Here is a 21,804-nt window from a genome sequence, read left to right on the forward strand (position 1 = left end):
TGGCACGCTTCCTGCTGAATCCCAGCGACACCACCCGAGTGCCAGCGCGCCAGGTGCGGATGAAGGACACCTCCTGACCGCGCGCTGAATCAGCCGTGAAGTCCGGACGCTCGGGAGCCTCATGCATGGCCCCGGGCGTCTTCGTTCGAGTCGAGCTTTCACGAGGAAATACCCGAGTCGAGGAGATGCGTATGGGAATGAGGAAATCTGGTTCGGTTGCGGTATGGCTCGTGTTGGCCGCGCCCGCGTTCGCCGAGGCCCCCCCGAAGGAGAGGGAGGTGTGGATTACCATTGGAACGGACGCGCTGGGGCCCGCGCGTGCCTCGTTCAAGGAGAAGGGCCTGGCGCTGCCCGCTCCGGCGCTGGAGAAGGGCGGCGTGGCGGTGCTGCGCGTGCCCGAGTCGCACCTGGTGAAGCTGTCCGAGGCGATGCACGCCAAACTCAACCGGTGCGCGGGCTTCCTCGCCCATGACACGGAGGCGCAGGCACGCGCGGCCGTGGAGGCTAGCAGCGCCCCTCCGTCCCTGGCGTCGCTGGCGGCCTACACACTCAACAACGCCCCGTCGGTGAACGCGATGCTGGGCGGGGTGCAGGAGCTCAACATCCGCAACACCATCAATACGCTGTCCACCAACTGGACCACGCGCCGCTACAACGTGCAGTCGGGTGCCGACGCGGCCACGTGGCTGAAGAACGAGTGGACCACCCTCGCCAACGGGCGCACCGACGTCTCGGTGGCGTTCTTCACGCACTCCAGCACCGTCTCGCCGCAGCCGTCCGTCATCGCCACCATCACCGGCACCACGCACCCCAACGAGGTGGTGGTGCTCGGCGGCCACCTGGACTCCATCAACACGGGTGGCTCCTCCCTCGCGGCGCCGGGCGCGGATGACGATGCCTCGGGCGTGGCCTCGATCACCGAGGCCTTCCGGGTGGCCATGGCCACGGGCTACCAGCCGGCGCGCACGGTGAAGTTCATGGCCTATGCCGCCGAGGAGGTGGGCCTGAAGGGCTCGGGGGACATCGCCAACTGGCACAAGAACAACCAGGTGAACGTGGTGGGCGTGCTGCAGCTGGACATGACGAACTACAAGGGCTCCAGCTACGACTTCGCGATGGTGACGGACAACACCCACGCGGCGCAGAACACCTTCGTCACCCACCTCATCTCCACGTACCAGCCGGGGATGACGTACACCAACATCACGTGCGGCTACGGCTGCTCGGACCACGCCTCGTGGAACAGCGCGGGCTTCCCGGCCTCGATGCCCTTCGAGGCCACGATGAGCACGTCCAACCCGAAGATCCACTCCACGGGGGACACGCTGACCGCCATGGGCGGCACGGCGAGCAACTCGGTGAAGTTCTCCAAGCTGGCGGTGTCCTTCATGGCCGAGCGGGCCAAGGGCGCCACCACCGGCAACACCCCGCCGCCGGTGGACGATAGCGGCCCCCCGCCGCCCCCGCCCTGCACGCCGGTGACGCTCTCCAACGGCGTGACGGTGTCCAACATCTCCGTGGCCGCGGGCACGTGGAGCTGCGCCTACACCCTGGTGGTGCCCTCGGGCGCCAGCAACCTGACGTTCGACCTGAGCGGCGGCACGGGTGACGCCGACATGTTCGTGAAGTTCGGCTCCGAGCCGACCAGCTCCCTCTATGACTGCCGTCCGTACAAGTCCGGCAATGTGGAGACCTGCACCTTCCCCACCCCGAGCGCCGGCACGTACTACGTGAAGCTCAACGGCTACTCGGCGGCCTCGGGCATGTCGCTCAAGGGCGCGTACAGCACCGGTGGCGGCGGCGGCGGTGGTGGCACGCTGAGCAACGGGGTGGAGTCGGCACAGTACTCGGGCGCCCAGGGCTCGTGGACCTGCAATACGCTGTCCGTGCCGGCGGGGAGGACGAGCCTGGTCTTCAACCAGACCGGCAAGAGCGGCACCTCGGGCGACGCGGACCTGTACGTGAAGTTCGGCTCCGCTCCGACCACCAGCTCCTACAACTGCCGTCCGTACCTCGGGGGCAGCACCGAGAGCTGCACCCTCAGCAACCCGAGCGCGGGGACCTGGTACGCCTGCTCGTACGGCTACAGCGCGTACACCAACGTGACGATGAAGGGCACCTACTGAGCCACCCCGGGTAGGTTCTGTCCGCCAACCCCAATCCAAGCCGATTTCCGCCCCAGGCAGCGCTCTGGTGACAGGCACCACCGCTCTTTACTGTCTGGGCATCATGACGAACTCAACGACACCCCGTCGCCGCGTCCTGGTGGTTGGACTCGGCATCAGCGGTATCGCCACGGCCATCCGGCTTCACAAGCTGGGCTGGGAGCCCGTTCTCATCGAGCGGGCTCCCGAGCGGCGCAAGGGTGGTTACTTCATCGCCCTGTTCGGTACCGGCAAGGCCTCCGCCGAGCGGTTCGGCGTGATGGAGACCCTGGTCGATCGAAGTTCTCCGAGGATGGAGACCTACGAAATCGACCGGGCCGGCCGTCGGCACAAGGGCATGAACTTCGTGGATGCGCCCGGCGCGCCTCGCCCGATGCTGCGCGGCGACATGGAGCATTGCTTGTTCTCCGCGTTGCCGCGGGATGTGGAGGTCCGCTTCGCGACGGTCCCCACCCGGATAGCGCAGGACGAGCGTGGGGTCGACGTCACGATGACCCACACGAAGAGCGGCACGGCCACGACCGAGCGCTTCGACCTCGTGGTGGGCGCGGACGGCATGCGCTCGACGGTCCGCCGGCTCGTCTTTGGTCCGCACGAGGACTTCCTGCACCCGCTGAACTACATGATCGCCGCCTGCGTCCTGCGCAACCCGGTGCCGGGCTACGCCACGCACGAAGGCCTGGTCCTGGCCGAGGCGGGAAGGTCGGCGTGGGTGTTTCCCTTCGCGAATCACAACCCCACCTTGCTCTTCTCCTACCGCGTCGAGGACGTGGCCGCGCAGTTCCGAGGCCGTCCCATCGAATCGCTGCGCGAGGCGTACGGACCGGAAGAGGCGGGGCCGGTGCTGAGCCATCTGTTCGACGAGTTCGAGACCGCGGACGAATATCTGTTCGACTCGACCAACCATGTCCGGATGCCGAGCTGGCACAAGGGGCGGGTGGTGCTGGTGGGCGATTCCGCGTGGTGCTTGACCCTGTATTCAGGGATGGGCGCGTCGACCGGTCTGGCCGGAGGTGAGCTCCTGGGCAACATGCTGGAGATGTATCCAGACGACATGGAACGCGCGCTGAGCCGGTGGGAGGAGAAGCTGCGCCCCTTCATCGAGGACACGCAGCGCGACTCGCTGAAAGCGAGAGCGCTCTTCACTCCGGCCAACGAGGCGCAGCGAATCATTCGCGGGGCGACCATCCGCCTCATGGGCAATCGCCTGACGGGCCCGATCGTCAAGAAGGTGATGCGCGACAGGGATCTCAAAGCGAAGATGGTCGACATCGTCGCGAAGTAGTGACGCGCGCGCGCAGCTGGAGCCGCAGGGGACAGGCCTGATGGGTGAATTGGATCGAGGCGGCGATGGGCCGCTTGCGCGCCACCAGGAGAGGTCCACGGCCCTCATTGATGTGTCAGCCCCTCATGGTTGCCTCCCTGGCCTCACTCCGCACTGGGAGGAGCATGTCGGCAATGAAAAGCAGCGGAAGCAGGATGAGGAGCACCTGGGGGATGGCGGGTTTTCTCCTGGTGCCCGTGGACTGCCACTGAGCGGGCCGGAGGCCTCTGCGCTCCTGGCGTGCGCGAAGTGTCTGTCGCTTGAGGCGCATCTGACGGCTGTGGTAGGGCCGCAAGGCGATGAACACTGAACGCTCCCAGGTGCTCGAGTTTCCGGCGTGGCTCTACGGCACCAAAGCCGCCATCCTCCGCAAGGTGAGGGCCGAGGGCCACTGGTGGGCTCGGGAGTATCTCGAGACCGGCGCCTTTCCCCAGCCCCGGCAGATGCGACAGGTGTCACCCGGCGAAGTGCTGGTGATGCACTCGGTGGCCGACTTCGACACGGGCGATCCCCGCTGGCGGATGCACATGTTCGGCGACGTCTTCATGTATTTGAATGAGGGAGTCCCGAAGGAGGAGCGCCCGCGCATGAGGAACTCCTTCGAATCCTTCTGCCTCAGCACCCCTTGGGGGGCTCTCGACCATGCCGTGTCTCCGCATCCCTTGCGGAGCGCTGAACGCATGGCGAACCGGCTCGCCGCCTTGCTCCGCTTCTGGGAGGTTCTCCAGGGCCTTCGCTACGCGTTCTGGTCGTTCGATCAGAAGTACACGCTGGAAGAGCTCATGGATGACATCTATCGCAGGACCCTGGAGGCATGGTGCCCCGGAGGCCCTGCCCCTGTGCGAGAACACCTGGCCCTGACGGTGGAGCGCATGTCTCGCGCCACCCGGGAGGATTGCCTGGAGGCCGTGCTCCGGGTGATTCCTGGAATGGTCGAGGTGGACACCGATCTCAAACACCGCGAGGTGCTCGGCGACCCGGGCTTCTTGCGTGAGCGCCTCTCCGCGCTTCCCCCGAAGAAGTTCGAGGAGATCTCCAGCGCCTACAAATATGCGGTGTCCACGCAGTTGTCGGACTGGGACAGGGAGTTGGGGCGGCATTAGACAGGAGAGGGCGCGGCGCGGAGCAGCGCCGCTCGAGGTCCATGAGGGGGACATCCACCTCGTCCCCCGGGCATGGAGCACCAGCCTCTCGAGATGGGCACGCGCGGTGGCAGCGAATCGTGCACCGGGTGGCCGAGTTTGGAGACCGAGTTGCGAGAAACCCAGTGGGGCGCGGAGAACGCGACGTGCGCCTGGTTCGTCCTGCTGGTCACGGAGTTCCCTGCGGGAGTTGCAGGAGCACGCGCCTCTCGCGCCGTCCGAAGGACTGGGGGCGGGGGAGAGGCAGCGAGCGGTGCGGAGACTGGTGGAGCAGGTGGAAGCCGAGTCTCGTGCACGGAAGAGGCCTGTGTTGGGGGCCGGGGCCGTGGGGCCCAGCACCCGCATACCCGGCCCGAGCACCTCGAGCGCAGCCCACAGCCATTGGGGCATGCCTCGACGCGCCAGGCCTTGAAGGAGTTGCGTGAGCAATACCGGCCCATCGTCGCGGCGTGCCGAGAGGCGGCGGAACGGTGGAGGGGAGGGGATTTCTCGGCCAGCTTTCCGCTCTTCTCCTTTCCGCCGCGTGTCTTGATGGGTCGCGTCACTCGAATTCTCTGACATCTTTTCGGGGAGGAGGGGCGAGGGGCGGGGCGGCGTGTGTCTCCAGGATGCTGCACTCTCTCTGCACCGGCTTGGCGCACAGCCCGGGGGGCTCCCGTCAGCGGCCCTCCTCGGCCCCTCGGCTCCTGCCCTCACCCTCAACAGGGCCCCCATCCCTCCTATACGCACCACTCAGCGCACATCCATGAGTGGCGGCGTGCCGCGAAGTGCGCTGAGATAGGTGCATGCGTGACTTCGTCGGCCGGTACGACATCACCGGCGCCCCGGATCCAGAAACATGGAAGAAGCAGCTCGAGAGCCTCACGGGCACCTCGCAGGTGGAGGTCCGTTCATCCTTGGCCATTGACGGCCAAAAGCTCGCCATCCGCTGCCGCGTGCCAGAGGAAGCGTCCGACCCGAAGGCGATGGCTCAAGCCTTCTTCGAGCAAGTTGGGGCGGCGCTCTCGGGAGCGCCCGACAGCGGCACGGTAGTCAGCCTCAAGGATGTTGAGCTTTTCCGGCCACGTTCGCGCATCGACATGCGCCGCCTCCGCAAAGCAGCATGGTCGACGCTGCAGGTTGCAGTCGTAGTTGCCACGATTTTGGCGGCCCTTGTTGTTATTGCGGAGGGTCTGTTGGAGAGGTTTGGGCGCGCGGGGTTGATTGGCTTCGCCGCTATCCCTTTGTTCGCAATAGTTGGTATCGCCGCGTGGTTTAATTATGACACGGCTAATGACGATGAGGCTCGCCCCGAGGCAGCGATGCCTCAGCTCGTCCTTGAAGAGGAAAGACGAGCCAAGCGCATGCGCTTGGCTCGCCGACGAGGCATCCCCCCCCCATCTTGATCTCGAGGGCTCGCCCCGAGCTGCCGCTGCAGATGAGGATCCGAAGCAGCGAAGGCGTATTGAGGACGCTAAGCGAGCACTTCGGCTGGGCGCCGGCAGGATGCGGACAGATGCCGATCAACTTTGGAAGCGGTCAGTGCGGGTTGGCCGCACCGCAGTCGGAGTCTTAATCATCGCGCTGGGTGGCCCAGTAGTGTCGGCTACGCTTCTGTTCCTCCGAGGCGCTGCGGCTGAGTGGTACCTCATGTTCGGCGGCGTAGGACTGGCGGCGGTTCCACTGTTCCTCGGCGCTGCGATGCTCCGCCACGAGGCGAAACTCCGTGAGCAGTACCGTGAGGTGTCGCGCGAGGTTGCGAACCTTGAGCGACTGGACTTGGCGCTGGAATACGCGCGGATCGAGTCCGAGGCTGGCTCCACCCACGCGAAGGCGCTGGACCAAGTTGTCACTCAACTCCTTGCGCTTCCTCCCGCCAGCTCCGGAACGAATGCTCTCCCTCCTGCAGCCCTATCTGGGAAGAGCGAAGTGAGGGAGTCAGACAGTGAGAGCGACGCTGCCATCGTGAAGGTGCTTGAGGCGACACTGAACGCGCTGAGCACGAAGAAGGGCCTCTGAGGCAGTTCTTAAGGGGGAGGGCTCCCAGGGCGGTAGCGGTGCCAGCGGGCACGCTCTCGCGAACTGTGCCGGGACAGGCGACCGCTTGTCGGTAGCTGGAGCGCTGCCGGGCATCCAAGGCGTTCCTGCCTCGAATGGCACCCCTGTTATCGCTCAGGTTGAGTCCTCGTAGCCAGTAGAGCCGATGCCCCCTGCCGCAGCAGCACCGGCACAGGAGCCCGGCAGCGGGACGAACTGCAGGTTCAGGACGGCCACAGGAGCGGGGAGCCACACTGCCCGGGATGGCCCAACGGCGGGGAGGTGGGCGGGTCCCCGCCATGTTGCACGTATGTCGCAGGAGCGTGCGGAACGGGGCGGGATATCGACTCCCAATCATTCCGGGCGGTCGCGAGGTAGAGGCGCGATTCTGCTGGGAGTTTCGCACCGCCCGGCGCGGGTTCGATTCCCGCTGCCTCCAATAGAGGCTGCCCGCCGCCTCGAGTCGAACCCACTCCTACAAAGGAGGCACGGCTCGCATCAGGGGACCAAATCGGTTCTTGTCGGACCGAATTGGACCAAATCCGGAGGCGTATGGGCGGGATGAGGGCCCTGTGGAGGGTTGGGTCACCTGCTTGGGGGTTTCCATTGAGTCACACGAAGTGCGGTCGTCCTGTGGGACGCGGATCGCACGAGCACCGTCACCCTCAGCATGTAGTAATCGATGGTGTTGCCTCTCGTGGGCGGGGTGTTTGTACAGAGTTCGAGGAGGTCCTTCTGGGCTCCATCCGTGCGGGCCTGGGAGATCATGGTCCGGCGCAGAGCATGGCCCCGCCGATGCCGCAGGCCGAGCGCCTCCATATTCTTCGCCAGCCGCTTGTGGGAGTGGTGGCCCGTTCGCATCCTGCCGAACTCCACGCGGGTGGTGGAGATCAGGAAGCGGGGGGCGACCTGGGTGCAACGCCGCCGCTCCGTTCTCCCTATATACTGGACTCCTGCGTGTCGTCTCCATATCTGGGGGAGGAACTCTCGATGTCGCACAACCGCTGGTACACGCGGCAAGCAGTCATCGTCCACCAGGGGGAGCTCACACCGGAAGAGCAGACCCGGGCCCGGAATCCGAGTGAGCTGCGCTCCTTCTTCTCGCTGAACAGTGGGACCGACGGTCTGCGTGACTGGCAACTCGAGGAGATGGCCGCCGCCACAGGTGCCCCCCGGTCACATCTGACGAAGCGAAATAATGTCCTCACATACGTCCTGCGTGCCTTCTCGAACGGGCAGCTCGTGGCTCTGCGACGCACGAACGAAGTCGCGCGCTCGTCGCAATCGCCGCCTTCCTCCACTCAGGAAGGTGGTTCCAGTGGACAGGTCATCGAGGCTGCTCGCTTCGTTCAAGCGCGCTCCACTGGAACAGCGATTCCACCGCTGGGGGTCATGTCCTCACCCGCAGCCACCACCATGGCGAAGGCGCGTCCGGAAAAGCAGAGCGACTTCGTCATCAACATCGGGCAGGACGCATTTGTCGTGTCTTTCGAGCTGCTTCCCGGTGCCACGACAACAGCAAGCGTACGCGTCGTGGTCTCGCCAGTCGACTACTCGCGCGCCTACCAGGCTCAGCTCAAGTACTGGGACGGCAAGGGCCGGGAGGTCGGCCCGGATGACCGATGGAAAACGACGGGTACCTGGAGCGTGCCGGCGGAGCCGTTCGTGCAGACGATACAGCTCGCGAACCGCGCGAATTTCGATCCCATCGACCTCAAGCGGCTCCCCGAACAGCAGGCGACGGTGTGGACCTTCGACTTGAACAATGATGGGGAGCCCGACTTCTCCATCCGGCTCTCGTTCACCACCAGCAACACCGTCCGCGAGTACAACTTCACGGCGTACGACAACAAGAAATCCTACAAGTTCGGCTTCCACTTCATCCAGAACGATGCATGGAAGTACGGATACCAAGGCAACTGGGCTCCACGCCGCGAGCAGGACGACTTCGTCGACTTTCTCGGGGACATCTTCACCTCGAAGACGACCTGGGAAATCGCCATCACCGCAATTCCAGTCATCGGAGAGATCGTCCTGCTGGGTGAGGCGGTCACCGGGTATTCGATTTTTGGTGACAAGCTCTCCGCTGGGGAGCGAGTGATTGCTGGACTCGCAGCCCTCTTGCCCGTTGCCGGTGGACTTCTGGCCAAAGGCATAACACGGACTGGCGCCAACGTGGCCAGGATCGCTGCGAGGATCGGGCGCAGTGAGGACGAGGTGCTCGCTCTGCTACGCGCCGCCGAAAAGCAGGGCGCCGAGGTAGCGAATGTGGAGCGGTGGCAGGCGACGCTCAAGGCGGGTGGGAAGCTGACCGCCGAGGAGGTTGCTCAACTCCAGCGGATTCTGCGTCAGGTGGAGGCGGACAACCGCGTTTTCCGCGCCGCCGAACAGGAACTGGGCCTGACCCGCATCCTGCGCCGTGGAGGCAAGGTCGAGAGCACGGGACCCGTAACACTCAAGCGGCTGCGCATCGTTCTGGGCAAGGTCGGCGTGAGCCCGTCCGGGTACCGTCTTCGCAAAGCAGCGAAGGCGGAGATGGAGGCTCTCGAGAAGGCGGGCGTCGAGCCGTCGACGATCTATGCCTGGGTCTCGCGTGATGCGAATGGTGCCCTCATCAGAGATGCACGCGGGCGCCCGGTGATCACCTTCACCGACAAGGGCCTCTCCTCCCTGGAGGAGGCCATCAAAAGCTTCGGGCACGAGTCGAAGCACATCAAGGACTTCGCCGCAGGAATGGTAACCTCAAGCGAGGCGCTCGCGGAGCGAGCCGGCGAAGAACTCTGGGCCCTCGTGAAGAAGACACTGGTGCGGTGATGGCACGTCGATGGAGTGAGGCTGGGGGAGCCTTCCAATTCCCATTCATGGGCGCGGCGAGCCGTTCGCTACGCGGGGAGCGGGGGATCGTCTGCCCGAAGTGCGAGCAGACGACGCTGCGCGCCTACTTCCACGCGTTCGAGCGTGAGAAGCGCCTGGGGACGATCTGGGTCTGGTGCCCGGAGTGTCGCACGACAGCCCATCTGCCCCGTGCGACCCCCAAGGTGGTGCTAGGGCCGGACCCGTTCGCTGAGCTCTCGAGGGATGAGTTCGCGCGATTGGAAACGGGCTCAAGCGAGCACCTCCTCGACCGGCTTGAGCGCCTTTGGAAGCAGGGCCAATTGGGTCCACAGGGCGATTGAGATAGGGGGGCAGCGGCGTGTAGGCAGGATGGGGCAGCGGAGGGGGGCGACGAAGGCCGCTGAAGGGGCGGCCAGGGCTATGCGCCGGGCCGGTGGAGAGGCGCTGCAGCCCTCTTCAGGCACACGTCGGCCCACGCGGCCCACCCAGCAGGGGGGGCGACCGCCAGGCTCCCATGAGACTCCGCCAAGCCCGCTCTGGGAGTGACAGGCGGCTTCGATTCCCGCCGCCTCCAGTCATCAGCTCGGGCGCCACGCCGTGCCGTCCCAGGAACGGCACTCGAGCTGCTCCTCCTCGGAGTCGTGGCGAAGCTCCTGCTCCGGCGCGTCCGTGACCCAGGTGTCGTTGTGCCCGTCCGGACCAATGACATGTCAGGCCGCGACGTCAATCCAGAGCGCGCCGCAATCCTGCGAGGCTCGCAGCGTCAGGCCTCCCTGGTTCAGCTGCGCCCCCTCGCCTCTGGCAAGGACTCGCCCTTCCCCCAGTTGCAGGGGGGCATCCAAGGACAGCAGATAGCCGGCACGTCCCGCGGCCACCGCGATGGCGGTCTCCTGTCCCGCTACCAGGTCCAGCCACCACACGCGCGCGTCGCTCCGCAGGGGCATCGCCTCGTCCCCGGCCATGAGGTGGCGGCCTCCCGATGGAGCGGGCGGGACGGAGCGGCGGAAGTACGCGGGCGCACCGCCGTGCTGCTCGGGGGTGAACCACAGCTGAAGCATCCGTGTGTCCTCATCCGTCTCGTTGCCCTCGGCGTGGACCATGCCGTCCCGGGCCGAAATCAACTGCGCCTCGCGCGGGCGCAGCGTCGCCCCATGGGACTGGTCCCCGTGGTGGCTCAGCTCTCCGCTGAGAACGATGCTCAAGATTTCCATCTCCGGGTGCGGGTGGAGCGGGAAGCGCGAGCGGGGCGCGAAGGTGGCATCGGCCAGGACGAGAAGGCCGCCGAGTGGGCGTCCCTTGCCCGCCTGGGGGCCCACGGTGGCGATGAAGTGGCAGCCAGGGCAGCTCTGTCACCGGCAGGGAGGAGAGCGGGCGCAAGCGGACGTCGGCCGCGGGCGCGGGCTTTGGAGGGGAGGAACAGCCGAGCGCGGCGAGCCCCCACAGATGGGAGCCGCCGCGCACCAGCTCACGACGGCCGAGCTTCACGGTTCGACCCTTGCCTGCTTCGTCGCCCGAACGAGCGCCTCGACCAGGTGCGTTCCGGTCGCGAAGCCACTTGCGAGCACCGCGAGGCCGGCGCCGCCACGGAAGAGCACGGTGGGGAACCCGCTCACGCCCAGGGCCCTGACCTCCTGGAACTCGTTCGCCGTCGCCCGCTTCGCGGCTGCCTGGCTGAACCGCTCCAGGAACACGCCGAAGTCGAGGCTCCGCGCGGCACAGATGTTTTCGTAGAAGGACGCCACGGTCGGGTCCTGCCCCTCGGCGTAGAACTTCTGCTGGATGGCGGCGAACACCTCGTACGCGCGCGTCGCCGGTCCGGACGTCTCCGCGAGCATCCCGCGCATGATGAGGAACGCGCGACACGCGGGCTCGGTGTCGTAGTTGAACGCCGCTCGGTCGAGGAACCGGGTGGAGAACGGCTGCCCGGTGCGCGCGGCGATCTCCTCCCAGTGGTGGCGCAGGAAGCCTCTGAACCGCTCGGTCCAGGCGTCCCCGCCTCCGGGACGGAGCCCGCCCACGAGGACGCGGAAGGGGAGGCCTCGACGATTCGCCGCCGCTTCCAGCTGGCGGAGGCCGGGCGAGGCGCCCCAGCACCAGGAGCACATCGGGTCCCCTACGTAGAGCACCTCTCCCAAGGGCCCCTTGGCACCCGGCCCGGCGGTCTTCGGCGCGGCGCCGGGCAGCGCGCACGCCCCTGTCTCGGGGTCGCACCGCGCCTGCACCTCAGGGGGCGTCTCGTTGTCGTCGCTGGAGGTCTTCACGGGGAGCTCCGATTCGTTCTCATTGCCAGGTCCCCAGAGATAGCCCCGTGGGCCCGCGTTGACGACCCACCACGGACGCGCACAGCATGTGCGTTCTCGTCATCATCTCCGAAGCCCTCCGGCGCGCCCCGGGCGTGTGGGAGGCCTGAGGCCTTCAGTACGGATAGAGCTCCGCGATCGCCTGCGCGTCGCAGGACGTGAGGGCGGCCGTGCACTGGGTGGGGTCGGTGTACATGATCGAGTTGCAGTTCGGGTGGTGGTAGATGCCGAGGGAGTGCCCGACCTCGTGGATCGCCACGGTCTTCGCGTAGTGCGCGCCCGTGTAGTACGTGTTGTTCAGCTGGATGGTGCTCCGGGTCATGCAGGAGCCCGACCAGTTGTTCCCCGCGTACCCGTACCAGCCGGTGTAGCCGTAGTAGCTCTCGTAAACGTAGACGTCGGAGGTGCCGCTGGAACGCCAGTAGAGGTACAGGCTGTTCGAAATGCCCGTGTACATCCACGCGTTCATGGCGTCACCGATGGGCCAACGCGTGCCCGTGTAGTCCGTGAAGGTGACGTTGGTGGGCTTGCGGCACCACTTGTAGCCGAAGGTCTGGAGCCCGCACCAGCTCTGGGCGGTCACTCCCTGGGCGGTCGGCGCCTGGGGGCCCGCCTTCAACAGCGTCTCCTCGCGCTCGTCGGGGCCCTGGTACTGGACGGCCTGTGCGCGGGCCTCGACCCGGTCGAGCAGTGCGTTGACCGGCTTGCCCTGGGCGAGGCCGTCCTGCACCAGCACCCGGCCCAGCGGTCCACCGGTCACGGAGTAGACGCCCGTCATGGAGCTCGCGGCCATGGGCCTGGCGCCCCCCTGCGGCGTGAGGAAGAAGACCGCCTGCTCGCCCACCTTCGGCAGCGGGTTGTCCCGCGGCGCGAGCGTGCAGCCGTCGGAGAGCAGGCCGCCGGGGAACATGACCTCCACGGTGGCGCCCTGCGCGACCACACCGCCCGAGGCGGTCTCGAGCGCCACCGAGGAGCGCGCCAGGTCGTCGATCCTCACGGTCGCGATGGTCACCGGAAGATCGGTGTAGATGCCGCTCGCCTCTCCGGAGGGCTGCCCCTCCAGCTTGGACTGCGCGTAGGTGCGGATGACGTCGAAGCGCGTGGACTCCACCCGGCCGCCGATGACCAACGCCGAGTGGTCGGTCAGGTCCTCGATCGAGCCCTCATGGCGGATCCAATCCATCTCGAGCGTGTGCTTCGTTCCCTCGGCGTGCGCCTGGGCGGGCATCGGCGTCCCGGGCACCCACGCCGTCACCTCGGTGTCCTGCGCAACGGGCTCGCTCGGCTTCGACTCATCGGTCCCGCTGCTGGCACAGCCCACCACGCCCAGCAGTGCCAGTGGCATGACCCAGGAACGCGTCTGCTTCTTCATCATGCTCTTCTCCGTGGATGAACGCCGGAAGTCAGCGCCAGCGTCGGTTGCCCTGTAAGGACGGAGAAACGCGGGGCGCGTCCCACTCGGATATTTAAAAAAGAGACGGCGCGGCCCTGACGGAAAAAGGTGCTCGCGGCGGAACCGCCAGAGAGCCCGTCAGTCCGCGATGAGCAGACGCCTGCCTCCACACCTCGAGTGGGAGGGGATTTCCGACACCGTGTCGGAGGGGAGGAGGCCGGCGCGGCGGATGCCTGACGCCGGCCCCAGAGGTTCAACAGCCTACCGGTGGCAGTCGTTGTGCTCCTTGGGCGTGGCCCACAGCTCCTCTCCCCCGCGGCCGTCATCGGCGGCGAAGAAGATGTCCTCGTCGGAGCGGATGAAGCCTCGAGGCGAGGACGATGCCATTCCGGGCGCGATGTCCATCAGGAGCTCCGGAGTCCCGCCGCGGTGCAGCTTCCAGGGCTCCCGGCCATGCACTCCGTCATCCGCGGCGAAGAACAGCTTGCTGTTGTGCACGTTGAGCAGGTCCGTGGGCGAGGAACTGGCGGGACCCGGGTTGAGGTCCGCGAACAGCCGCGTACCGCTCTCGGTGCCGTCGCTGATCCACAACTCGCGTCCGGCCACGCCATCATCCGCGCTGAAGTAGAGCCGGTTGCTCAACACCGTGAGGAACAGCAGCACCTTGTCCACCCCGGAGTCGGGCAGGACGTCCTTGACGAGCCGCGTGCCCGCTTCGGTGCCATCGGTCACCCAGAGCGCCGAGCCCACCTGGAAGTACACCTTGCCCTCGAGGGCCAGCAGATCGCGGACACCAGTGGCGCCGAAGCGGCGGGTGCGGAAGAGATCCCGGAACGTCCCCGGCCTTCCCGTGGTCACGGCAATGGTCGGATCTCCCTCGTCCGTGTAATAGATGAACAGCCGGTGCCCCACCACGAGCGTCTTCCGGACGCTGGATTCGTCTCCCAGGTCCACCAGCTCGACCACGCGCCTCCAGTCCTCGAGCTTCACCAGCTTGACCGTCAGCGCGGCTTCGTCGAACACCTCGAAGACGAGGTCTCCATCCAGCTCGACGAAGTCGCTGGGACCGCTGCCCTCGGGGCCGGGGTTGAAGTCGAGCAGGAGCCGGGTCCCACGAGACGTCCCATCGCTGACCCACGGCTCCGTGCCGTGCTCTTCATCGAATCCCTCGAAGACGAGCTTGCCCCGGTACTCGAACAGGTTGCGCGGGAAGAAGTCAGCGAACTCGACCGCGAAGGTGGCCAGGCGCACCGTGCCACGCTCCGTGCCGTCGCTCTTCCACAGCTCGGCGCCCACGGCGAAGAAGACCTTGCCATTCACCTCGGTGAGCTCGCGGATGGCCGAGCCCGCGGCGCCTGGCGTGATGTCCTTGACCAGCCGCGTCCCTCCTCGCGTGCCGTCACTCTTCCACAGCTCCACGCCGTGCTCGCCATCGTCGGCCGTGAAGAAGAGTTTCCCGTTCACGTCCTTGAGGTTCGCGATGCTCGAGGGCTCCAGGCCCTCGTTGATGTCCTCGACGAGCCTGGCGCGTGGGCAGGAGCTTCGCATCCCGGCTTCGCTGGAGGCTGTCCCGGGCGCGGGTGGCTGCGAATCCGGATCCGTGCCTCCGCAGTGCGTGAGGCCCAGTGCCAACACGAGTGGTACGAGTCTTCGAGACCAGACGGACAACATGATTTTCCCCCTCCTGATGCGCCGGGGCGCATGGCCCACGGCGTCTCCAAGTTGGGGAGTGCCGGACCGCTACGGCATCCTCTGCCCCGGCGCGAACAGTACGGCGCGGGAAGCACACTGGGCGGCCCTCGAAGTCAGTCTGGAGGAGGGCGGGTGTGGACGGTGCGACAAGACCCCTCCCGTCCATGCCCACCGGCCTGACTGGCGGAGGCTCGGCTGCCGGGACTCGCTGGGTGTGTCCACGAAATCGGGGCAGGCTCACTTCAGAGGCGGGCGAGAATCTGGGCGCACGTCGTTCATGCGGCGGCGACGCTACCACTTCGCCTTCGGGCGGCTCCCACGGCCCTGGGCCGGGTGCGTTGCCGCCTTGACGACGGCGGCGAGCGCTTCGAACGCTTCGTCCACGACGGTGCCGATGTCCCTGTCGCTGCTCTCGGCCCACGCCATCATCGCCGCGTCGACCGCGCCCATCGACACGGTGGCGGTCAGGCGCGCGAGCATCGGGGTCCGTGGACCTCCAGGCAGCCGTTCGGCGATCGCCGAGGTGAACTGCTCCCTCCAATGGTCCTGGGTGACCAGGAAGCGCCCGCGGAGCGCGGGGGTCCGGTGGATGAGCCGCATCAACTCCCGGGCGCGTTCCGGGTCGCTGGTGAGGCGGTCGATGATCAAGCCCATGGCGAGGCGCAGCGACACCAGTGGCTGCTCATCCCGGGGACGAAGTCGGAACGCCGTCAGCAGCGCCGTGCCTGTTTCATCGAACTCCCACGTGACCACTTCCTCCTTCGTCGCGAAGTAGCGGAAGAACGTCCTCTTGGAGATGCCCGCCGCCTTCGCCAGGTCGTCGATCGTCACGGCATCGAAGCCGTGCGCGATGAGCGGCACCACGGCGAGCTCCGCGATGTTCGCCCGGACCAGCCTTTGCTTTCGCTCCTGCAGAGAGCCAGGGGCCGGGGAGGGTTCCTTCTCCTTCATCCGCGTAGCTGAACCTACTTTCCGGACCCCGGCAATCCTGGCGCGACATGTTGCCGGTGGCACCGAGTGCCATTATTGTCGTTTGGAGGCAAAGGAGAGGCCCCCCCATGCTCAACCCCCGCTTCCTGTCCGCGGTCTCGCTCGCCGGGTCGAAGCTGTCGGCACGTGTCGTCGCCAGGGGTCCCTCGGGCATCCGGTGTTTCTGGGTGGCCAACGGGTACATCGTCTCCTCCGAGTCGACGGTCCCGTCGGAAGGGCTGCTGGAGCTGCTCGCCTCGGAGGGCCAGCTCGACCACGGACTCGTCGAGCCCCTGGGGGCGGCGGCCGCGAAACGAGGCCTTCCGCCAGAGCACCTGCTGCTCGAGGAGAAGTTGATTCAACCCGCGGACGTCGTCGGCGCCCTGGAGCGGCTGGCGACGGTGCGGTTCCGGGCGGCGATGCTCGGTGAAGGGCAGGCCGCGGCGGCGGCCGGGGGCGTTGGCAGGGGAATGATCCGGCTGCACCTCGGCGCGTTGCTGCTCGAGCAGTTCCGCGCGCTGCCCGCCGAAGCCGTCCGGCAATACCTCGGCGTCACCTCCGGAGCGCTGAAACTCCACGCCGGCGAGGATGCCCTGGGGGCACTCCGCCTGCAGCCCGCCGAGCTTCGAGCCGCGCGTCAGGCGGAGGTCCCTCTCGGGGGCGCGCAGAACGAGCGGGCCGTGCGGCTCGGCGGGGCCCTGCTCGCGCTCGGGCTCGCGACGTGGCATCCGTAGAGGCTAGCCTCCCTTCATGCCCGCTCGTCCCTACCGCATCGATGTCCACGAGAGTGTTCTCGCCGAGCTCCACCGCCGCCTCGACGCCACGCGCTTCGCGGAGCCGCTCCCCGGCGGTGGCTGGGCGCGCGGCGCCGATGTCTCCTACGTGCGCGAGCTGTGCGCGTACTGGCGCAACCAGTACGACTGGCGCAAGCACGAGGCCCTGCTGAACCGCCCTCCGCAGTTCCTCTGCGAGGTGGACGGAGTGGACATCCATTTCTGGCATGTCCGGGGCAAGGGCCCCGCGCCCATGCCGCTGCTGCTGACGCACGGCTGGCCCGGGTCCATGTACGAGTTCCATCACCTCATCGGCCCGCTGACGGATCCCTCCGCGCATGGGGGCGATGTGGCGGATGCGTTCGACGTCGTCATTCCCTCCCTTCCCGGCTATGGCTTCAGCGGCAAGCCTCGCGAGGCCGGGTGGGACGCCGCGCGCATCGCCGCGGCCTTCGATCGGCTCATGGTCGAGGAGCTCGGTTACCCCCGCTACGGTGCGCAGGGAGGGGATTGGGGCAGCCTCGTCACCACGGCGCTGGGGATGAACCACGCCGCGCACGTGCTGGGCATCCACCTCAACATGGCCGTGGCGGCGCCTCCCGCGGGTGAGGAACAGAGCGAAGAGGCGAGGGCCGTCGGTCAGAAGGCGGCGGCCTGGCAGGCGGCCGAGGCGGGTTACAGCCACGTGCAGGGCACGAAGCCCATGTCGCTCGCCATCGCGCAGGCGGACTCCCCCGCGGGGCTCGCCGCGTGGATCGTCGAGAAGTTCCGCACCTGGAGCGACTGTGGAGGGGACGTGGAGCGCTGCTTCTCCAAGGACTGGCTGCTGACGAACCTGATGTTCTACTGGGCGCCCAACAGCATCGCGAGCGCGGCCAACCTGTACTACGAGACCTTCTCGCGGCGGTTGGACCTGAGCGTGCCCGTGAGGGTGCCCACGGCGGTGGCGGCGTTTCCCAAGGAACTCTACGCGTCGCCCCGGCGCTGGCTGGAGGCGAGGTTCGACCTGCGGCGGTACACGGAGATGCCTCGCGGCGGCCACTTCGCCGCCGTCGAGACACCCGAGCTGCTACTGGAGGACGTGCGCGCCTTCTTCCGCACGCTGCGCCAGTGACACCCGTTGTCCACGGGGCCGCCCCGGCCGTCCGTGGCGAGGAGGTGAGCGCGCGGGAACCGTTTCAGCTCGGCTCCCGCGCGGATTCACTCAGTTCGTGGGAGCGGGCGCCTCGGCGCACACCGACTCGAAGACGACGTCCTTGTAGCGAGCCATGCTGCCGGAGAGCCACATGGTGCTGTCACCGCAGTCGCACCAACCCGAACCCGTATACTGGGTGAGCGCGGCGTCCTTGTAATAGTCATAGAAGAAGGCGCTGCCGTTACACGCCGGGAGTGCATCCTCACGGGTGCCGAGCTCGAGGAGCTCCGTGTTTTCGTCCTGCGGAACGCTGCCGCACCCGGCCGACAGCAGTCCCACCGCGAGCAGCACTCCACTCATGACGCTCTTCACCTGCATGGTACCTCTCCTTTGAGATGAGTCACTTCAGTCCAGATAGCCAAGGGGAGAGGTTACCAGTGCTGCTCGGGACGAAGCTACTGCCAGGAGCGGTCCAACGAGTAGTCCCTCCGCGGCCTGGGGTTGCCCGGGACTCCAGTTCTGGGACTGGAGTCCCTCGTGGTCGAATCATGGGTCGAGAGCAGTCATACGCGCGCGGAGTACGGGACGGCCATGCTGCGACAGGAGCCCCCATGGTGCTCGACGTGTTGAACGGGCTGGTGGCACGGGCGTCATCGGTGGGAGCGCTCCACGCGGGCGCCACGACGGAGGACCTGATGCAGCTGGCGAACGCGATTGCCGTCGCCAACGAAGACGAGCCGCTCACCGGCATACGGCCGTGAGGGCCGCGAGCGCGGCTCCTATTGGAATTTGAATGTCTCCCCGTGGAGCCCGTCTGCACGGGCGCGGATTTCCTCCGCCCCCATTTCCTGGGTGCTCCCCAGTGTCTTGGGAAGCAGGTTTCTCCGAATCCGATAATCCAACAGGGAGACAAAACATGACGAAGATGAATGCAGTGCTGGGGTGTGCCGTGGCGGCCGTACTCGCGGGGTCGGCGGCGTGGGCGGGTAGCAGGTATGGCTATCCCGTCTTCATCGACCTGACCCAGAAGAAGGCCTACGGCACGCTCGGGGCCGCTCGGAACAGCACCGACGCGACCCAGTTCATCTCGTGTGACGTGCACGCCTACAAGGATGGCACCAAGGAAATGAGCTGTTCCGCGAAGAACACGTCGGGCACCTACGTGTACTGCACGTCGACGGTGGCGAGCCTGGTGGACTCGGCACGAGGCGTCTCCGGCGATTCGTTCGTCTTCTTCGAGTGGGATTCGAGCGGCGCGTGCACGTACCTGGGCATCGGACACAGCTCGGAGTACGCGCCGAAGCAGCTGTAATCCCATCCACGAGGGAGCGCGGTCGCGGAGGCCGCGCCCCTCCCCTGACGTGCGAGGTATGGCCCATGCAATCGCATATCAAGCTGCTGCTCCTGGTCACAGGGGGGCTGGGTTGCGCCCTGAGCTTCCTCGCGGGGAGAGTCACGGCCCCCGAGTCCTCTCATGATGAACTGCTGCGCCTGCTCGCACGGCAGGGGGCGCAGCTCGAGGCCATGGAAGCCCGCCTCGGTCCGGCCTCGCAACAGATGCGCTGTGCCGTGGCCGCACCGGCCGGAGCGTCCGGGCTCGATGCAGCATGGCTCCAGGCGGAGCTGGCTCGCATCCTCCATGAGGAGCTGGGCTCACAGCGCGCGGAGGCGAAGGGGGCGCGGACTCCCGTCCCGGAGCCCTCGACGGAGAGTCTGATGGGGCTTCAGGAGGGTCACCGCCTCCTCGACGAGGCCAGCCGCTCTCAGCGGTGGCGGGAGGAGGATGCACAGGCGATGCGTCGCGCCATGCGCGAGCTGAACGGTGCCCAGCGGGAGGAGCTCAGGCGGCGCTTCGCCGTCTTCGTCAACGCGGGCGGCGTCGACGTGCAGGTGAAGGGTCCTCCCTTCTGAACCCCCGCGCCTCCTCGTCAGGAGTGGGTTTGACTCGAGGCGGCGGGCAACCTCGGAGGCCTCGCCCTCGTGCTCGCCCGCGCATAGCGGCCCGGGGCCTGGCCCACGTGCCGGCTGAACGCGGTGCTGAAGGTGCTCGCGGAGCTGTAGCCGACGCGCTCGGCGACCTCGGAGATACCGAGCTCACGGCGGCGAAGCAGTCCCTTCGCAACGGCCATCCGCCAGGCCAGCAGGTACTCCATCGGGGGGAGACCCACGGTGCGCGTGAAGCGCTCGAAGAACGCCGAGCGCGAAAGCGCCGCACTCCTGGCGAGCTGCTCCACCGTCCACGAACGCGCCACGTGGCCGTGCATCTGCCGTATCGCGGGTGCGAGCCGCGCATCGGCCAGGCCCCGCAGCAGTCCCGGAGGCGCGTCGTCGCCTGATGTCGATCGCAGCGCCTCGATGAGCAGGAGCTCCGTGAGGCGCGTGAGCACGAGGTCGCGCCCCGCGCGCTGCCCGCTCGTCTCTTCGCCGACGAGTCGCACCAGCACCGAGAGCCGCTCCACGCCGCGTACGTGCACCAGGGCCGGGAGCAGCGGCACCATCAGGTCCGCGTCGGGTGAGTCGAAGACGAAATACCCACCGAGCAGGCGCACGTCGGGCCGGCCGCCACGCGTGCCGTGGCGGACCTCGCCTCTGGGTGAAGCCATCACCTTGGGGTCGATGTACACGGGTTTCACCGGCTCGAAGCCGGACATGGTGAAGCCCGGCGTCGCCGGCAGGAGCACGAAATCGCCCGCCTCGAGCGTGAGGGGAGGCTGGCCGGCGACAGCGAGCCGGCAGCTCCCCTCGAGCACGGCACAGAAGCTTGGCTGGCCAAAGTCCGAGTAGCGGACGGCCCAGCGTCCCGCTCCGCTGATGCCCTTCGAGAACACGGCTCGCGGTTGAAGCAGCGTGATGACTTCCGAGAGGGGATCGCTCATGCCTGGACTCTAGCCAATGAAATGTGGACTCCACGTGGTGGATGGTCCAGCCCGCCGAAATTACCTTGCATGCATCGACGCCGCGATTCGCGGCAAGTGAAGGAGTCGACATGAAGGCGACATACGGATTTCGAGCGACGATGACCGCGAACTTCGCGAGCCAGGAGGCCCGGGCGTTCCTCGCGAAGCTCGTCCCGCTCGTCATGGGCGATGCCCGGTATCAGGACGAGGTGCCTGTCGGCGGAAAGCTTCACGTGGGAGGTGCGCGATGAAGACGGTGCTCATCACGGGGTGCTCCTCCGGGTACGGGCTCGAGACCGCACGCCACTTCCACGCGCAGGGGTGGAATGTGGTCGCCACCATGCGGACGCCGCGCGAGGACGCCCTCCCCAGGTCGGACCGGCTGCGCGTGGTGTCGCTCGACGTGACGCGGCCCGATTCCATCGCGGCGGCGCTCGAAGCGAGTGGCCCCATCGACGTGCTCGTCAACAACGCGGGCATCGGGCTCATGGGGGCCTTCGAGGCCACGCCGATGACCACGGTGCGTGACGTGTTCGAGACCAACACCTTCGGCGTGATGGCGATGACGCAGGCGGTGCTGCCCCGGTTTCGAGCACGCGGGTCGGGCGTGATCGTGAACGTGACGTCCAGCGCGACGCTGGCGCCGATGCCGCTGGTGGCCGTGTACACCGCGAGCAAGACGGCCATCGAGGGATTCACGGCGTCGCTCGCATTCGAGCTCGAGGAGTTCGGCGTGCGCGTGAAGCTGGTCGAGCCGGGCTATTGCCCGAACACCCGTTTCACGAGCAACGGCGGCGCCCGCATGGAAGGGCTCTTCCCCGAGGCCTATGCCCCCTTCGCCCAGCGCATCTTCGCCTCGTTCGGACAGCTGTCCGCGGTGACGAGCGAGTCCGATGTGGCCGAAGCCATCTGGCGGGCCGCGAACGACACGTCGCGGACGCTCCGCTTCCCCGCCGGCCCCGATGCCGTGGCGCTGGCCCGGTCGGCGTGAGCTGGGTGACACCCTTTCCGGCGCCGCGCTTCCTGCTGGAGCGCTCGGAGTGGGAGGGCCCGGTGAACGTCACCGCACCGGAGCCCCTACCCAACGCGGAGTTCGCGCCCACACTCGGCGCCGTCCTGGGCCGCCCGTCCGTGATGCCCGTACCGGGCATCGTACGGTTGGA

At 67.2% G+C, this 21,804-nt stretch carries 20 protein-coding genes; 13 read left to right on the plus strand and 7 right to left on the minus strand.

The annotated features are described in order from the left end of the window. The first annotated feature begins 197 nt into the window (after positions 1-197). The 6 genes from Q664_RS61830 to Q664_RS45610 all read left to right on the plus strand — a co-directional run bounded on the left by Q664_RS61830 (position 198) and on the right by Q664_RS45610 (position 9,461). Positions 198-2,126: a M20/M25/M40 family metallo-hydrolase gene (locus Q664_RS61830; protein WP_075207697.1), complete on the plus strand. Its 1,929-nt coding sequence runs from the start codon at positions 198-200 to the stop codon at positions 2,124-2,126. Between the two features lie 67 nt (positions 2,127-2,193). Beyond that, positions 2,194-3,450: an FAD-dependent monooxygenase gene (locus tag Q664_RS45585; protein WP_084610904.1), complete on the plus strand. Its 1,257-nt coding sequence runs from the start codon at positions 2,194-2,196 to the stop codon at positions 3,448-3,450. Between the two features lie 338 nt (positions 3,451-3,788). Then, positions 3,789-4,592 (plus strand): hypothetical protein, encoded by an 804-nt coding sequence (locus tag Q664_RS45590; protein WP_043411836.1) that lies wholly within the window; start codon positions 3,789-3,791, stop codon positions 4,590-4,592. Positions 4,593-5,416: 824 nt separating this feature from the next. Next, the gene (locus Q664_RS45595) at positions 5,417-6,016 is read left to right on the plus strand and encodes a hypothetical protein (RefSeq protein ID WP_043411840.1); all 600 of its coding nucleotides are present in this window, start codon (positions 5,417-5,419) and stop codon (positions 6,014-6,016) included. A 193-nt stretch (positions 6,017-6,209) separates the two neighbouring features. Continuing rightward, positions 6,210-6,629, plus strand: coding sequence for a hypothetical protein (locus Q664_RS45600; RefSeq protein WP_043411843.1), 420 nt, complete (start codon positions 6,210-6,212; stop codon positions 6,627-6,629). A gap of 801 nt (positions 6,630-7,430) precedes the next feature. Then, complete coding sequence (locus Q664_RS45610) at positions 7,431-9,461, plus strand: pre-toxin TG domain-containing protein (protein ID WP_152622733.1); 2,031 nt, start codon at positions 7,431-7,433, stop codon at positions 9,459-9,461. Positions 9,462-10,192: 731 nt separating this feature from the next. Here the strand turns inward: Q664_RS45610 and Q664_RS45620 are convergent. The 5 genes from Q664_RS45620 to Q664_RS45640 all read right to left on the minus strand — a co-directional run bounded on the left by Q664_RS45620 (position 10,193) and on the right by Q664_RS45640 (position 15,818). Further along, positions 10,193-10,798: a pirin family protein gene (locus tag Q664_RS45620; protein WP_043411854.1), complete on the minus strand. Its 606-nt coding sequence runs from the start codon at positions 10,796-10,798 to the stop codon at positions 10,193-10,195. 165 nt (positions 10,799-10,963) lie between these two features. Further along, positions 10,964-11,743 (minus strand): DsbA family protein, encoded by a 780-nt coding sequence (locus tag Q664_RS45625; protein ID WP_052519512.1) that lies wholly within the window; start codon positions 11,741-11,743, stop codon positions 10,964-10,966. A 154-nt stretch (positions 11,744-11,897) separates the two neighbouring features. Further along, positions 11,898-13,157, minus strand: a complete 1,260-nt coding sequence (locus Q664_RS45630) for a matrixin family metalloprotease (protein ID WP_043411856.1) — start codon at positions 13,155-13,157, stop codon at positions 11,898-11,900. A gap of 279 nt (positions 13,158-13,436) precedes the next feature. Next, positions 13,437-14,723: an ELWxxDGT repeat protein gene (locus Q664_RS45635; protein WP_052519513.1), complete on the minus strand. Its 1,287-nt coding sequence runs from the start codon at positions 14,721-14,723 to the stop codon at positions 13,437-13,439. A gap of 435 nt (positions 14,724-15,158) precedes the next feature. After that, positions 15,159-15,818: an acyl-CoA-like ligand-binding transcription factor gene (locus tag Q664_RS45640; RefSeq protein WP_052519514.1), complete on the minus strand. Its 660-nt coding sequence runs from the start codon at positions 15,816-15,818 to the stop codon at positions 15,159-15,161. 107 nt (positions 15,819-15,925) lie between these two features. Between Q664_RS45640 and Q664_RS45645 the strand changes: the two genes are divergently transcribed. After that, the gene (locus Q664_RS45645; RefSeq protein WP_043411858.1) at positions 15,926-16,570 is read left to right on the plus strand and encodes a hypothetical protein; all 645 of its coding nucleotides are present in this window, start codon (positions 15,926-15,928) and stop codon (positions 16,568-16,570) included. Between the two features lie 16 nt (positions 16,571-16,586). After that, a complete protein-coding gene (locus Q664_RS45650) occupies positions 16,587-17,723 on the plus strand; it encodes an epoxide hydrolase family protein (protein WP_043411861.1) in 1,137 nt (378 codons plus the stop codon). A 90-nt stretch (positions 17,724-17,813) separates the two neighbouring features. Here Q664_RS45650 and Q664_RS45655 read toward each other — a convergent pair whose 3' ends face one another. Then, positions 17,814-18,122, minus strand: a complete 309-nt coding sequence (locus tag Q664_RS45655; RefSeq protein ID WP_043411865.1) for a hypothetical protein — start codon at positions 18,120-18,122, stop codon at positions 17,814-17,816. Positions 18,123-18,355: 233 nt separating this feature from the next. On the opposite strand from Q664_RS45655, the gene Q664_RS55805 reads away from it, so the two are divergent. The 3 genes from Q664_RS55805 to Q664_RS45665 all read left to right on the plus strand — a co-directional run bounded on the left by Q664_RS55805 (position 18,356) and on the right by Q664_RS45665 (position 19,655). Continuing rightward, a complete protein-coding gene (locus tag Q664_RS55805; protein WP_235217133.1) occupies positions 18,356-18,505 on the plus strand; it encodes a hypothetical protein in 150 nt (49 codons plus the stop codon). Between the two features lie 155 nt (positions 18,506-18,660). Beyond that, positions 18,661-19,056, plus strand: a complete 396-nt coding sequence (locus Q664_RS45660) for a hypothetical protein (protein WP_043411867.1) — start codon at positions 18,661-18,663, stop codon at positions 19,054-19,056. A gap of 65 nt (positions 19,057-19,121) precedes the next feature. Next, complete coding sequence (locus Q664_RS45665; RefSeq protein ID WP_043411870.1) at positions 19,122-19,655, plus strand: hypothetical protein; 534 nt, start codon at positions 19,122-19,124, stop codon at positions 19,653-19,655. A gap of 17 nt (positions 19,656-19,672) precedes the next feature. Here the strand turns inward: Q664_RS45665 and Q664_RS45670 are convergent, their stop codons facing one another. After that, positions 19,673-20,620: an AraC family transcriptional regulator gene (locus tag Q664_RS45670; RefSeq protein WP_052519515.1), complete on the minus strand. Its 948-nt coding sequence runs from the start codon at positions 20,618-20,620 to the stop codon at positions 19,673-19,675. 110 nt (positions 20,621-20,730) lie between these two features. On the opposite strand from Q664_RS45670, the gene Q664_RS60350 reads away from it, so the two are divergent. Both Q664_RS60350 and Q664_RS45680 read left to right on the plus strand, forming a co-directional pair. Next, positions 20,731-20,892 (plus strand): hypothetical protein, encoded by a 162-nt coding sequence (locus Q664_RS60350; protein WP_200883863.1) that lies wholly within the window; start codon positions 20,731-20,733, stop codon positions 20,890-20,892. After that, positions 20,889-21,632, plus strand: a complete 744-nt coding sequence (locus tag Q664_RS45680) for an SDR family oxidoreductase (RefSeq protein ID WP_043411873.1) — start codon at positions 20,889-20,891, stop codon at positions 21,630-21,632. The genes Q664_RS60350 and Q664_RS45680 overlap by 4 nt, the downstream gene beginning before the upstream one ends. Positions 21,633-21,804: the final 172 nt, after the last annotated feature.

This window comes from Archangium violaceum Cb vi76 (genome assembly GCF_000733295.1).
Classification (GTDB): domain Bacteria; phylum Myxococcota; class Myxococcia; order Myxococcales; family Myxococcaceae; genus Archangium; species Archangium violaceum.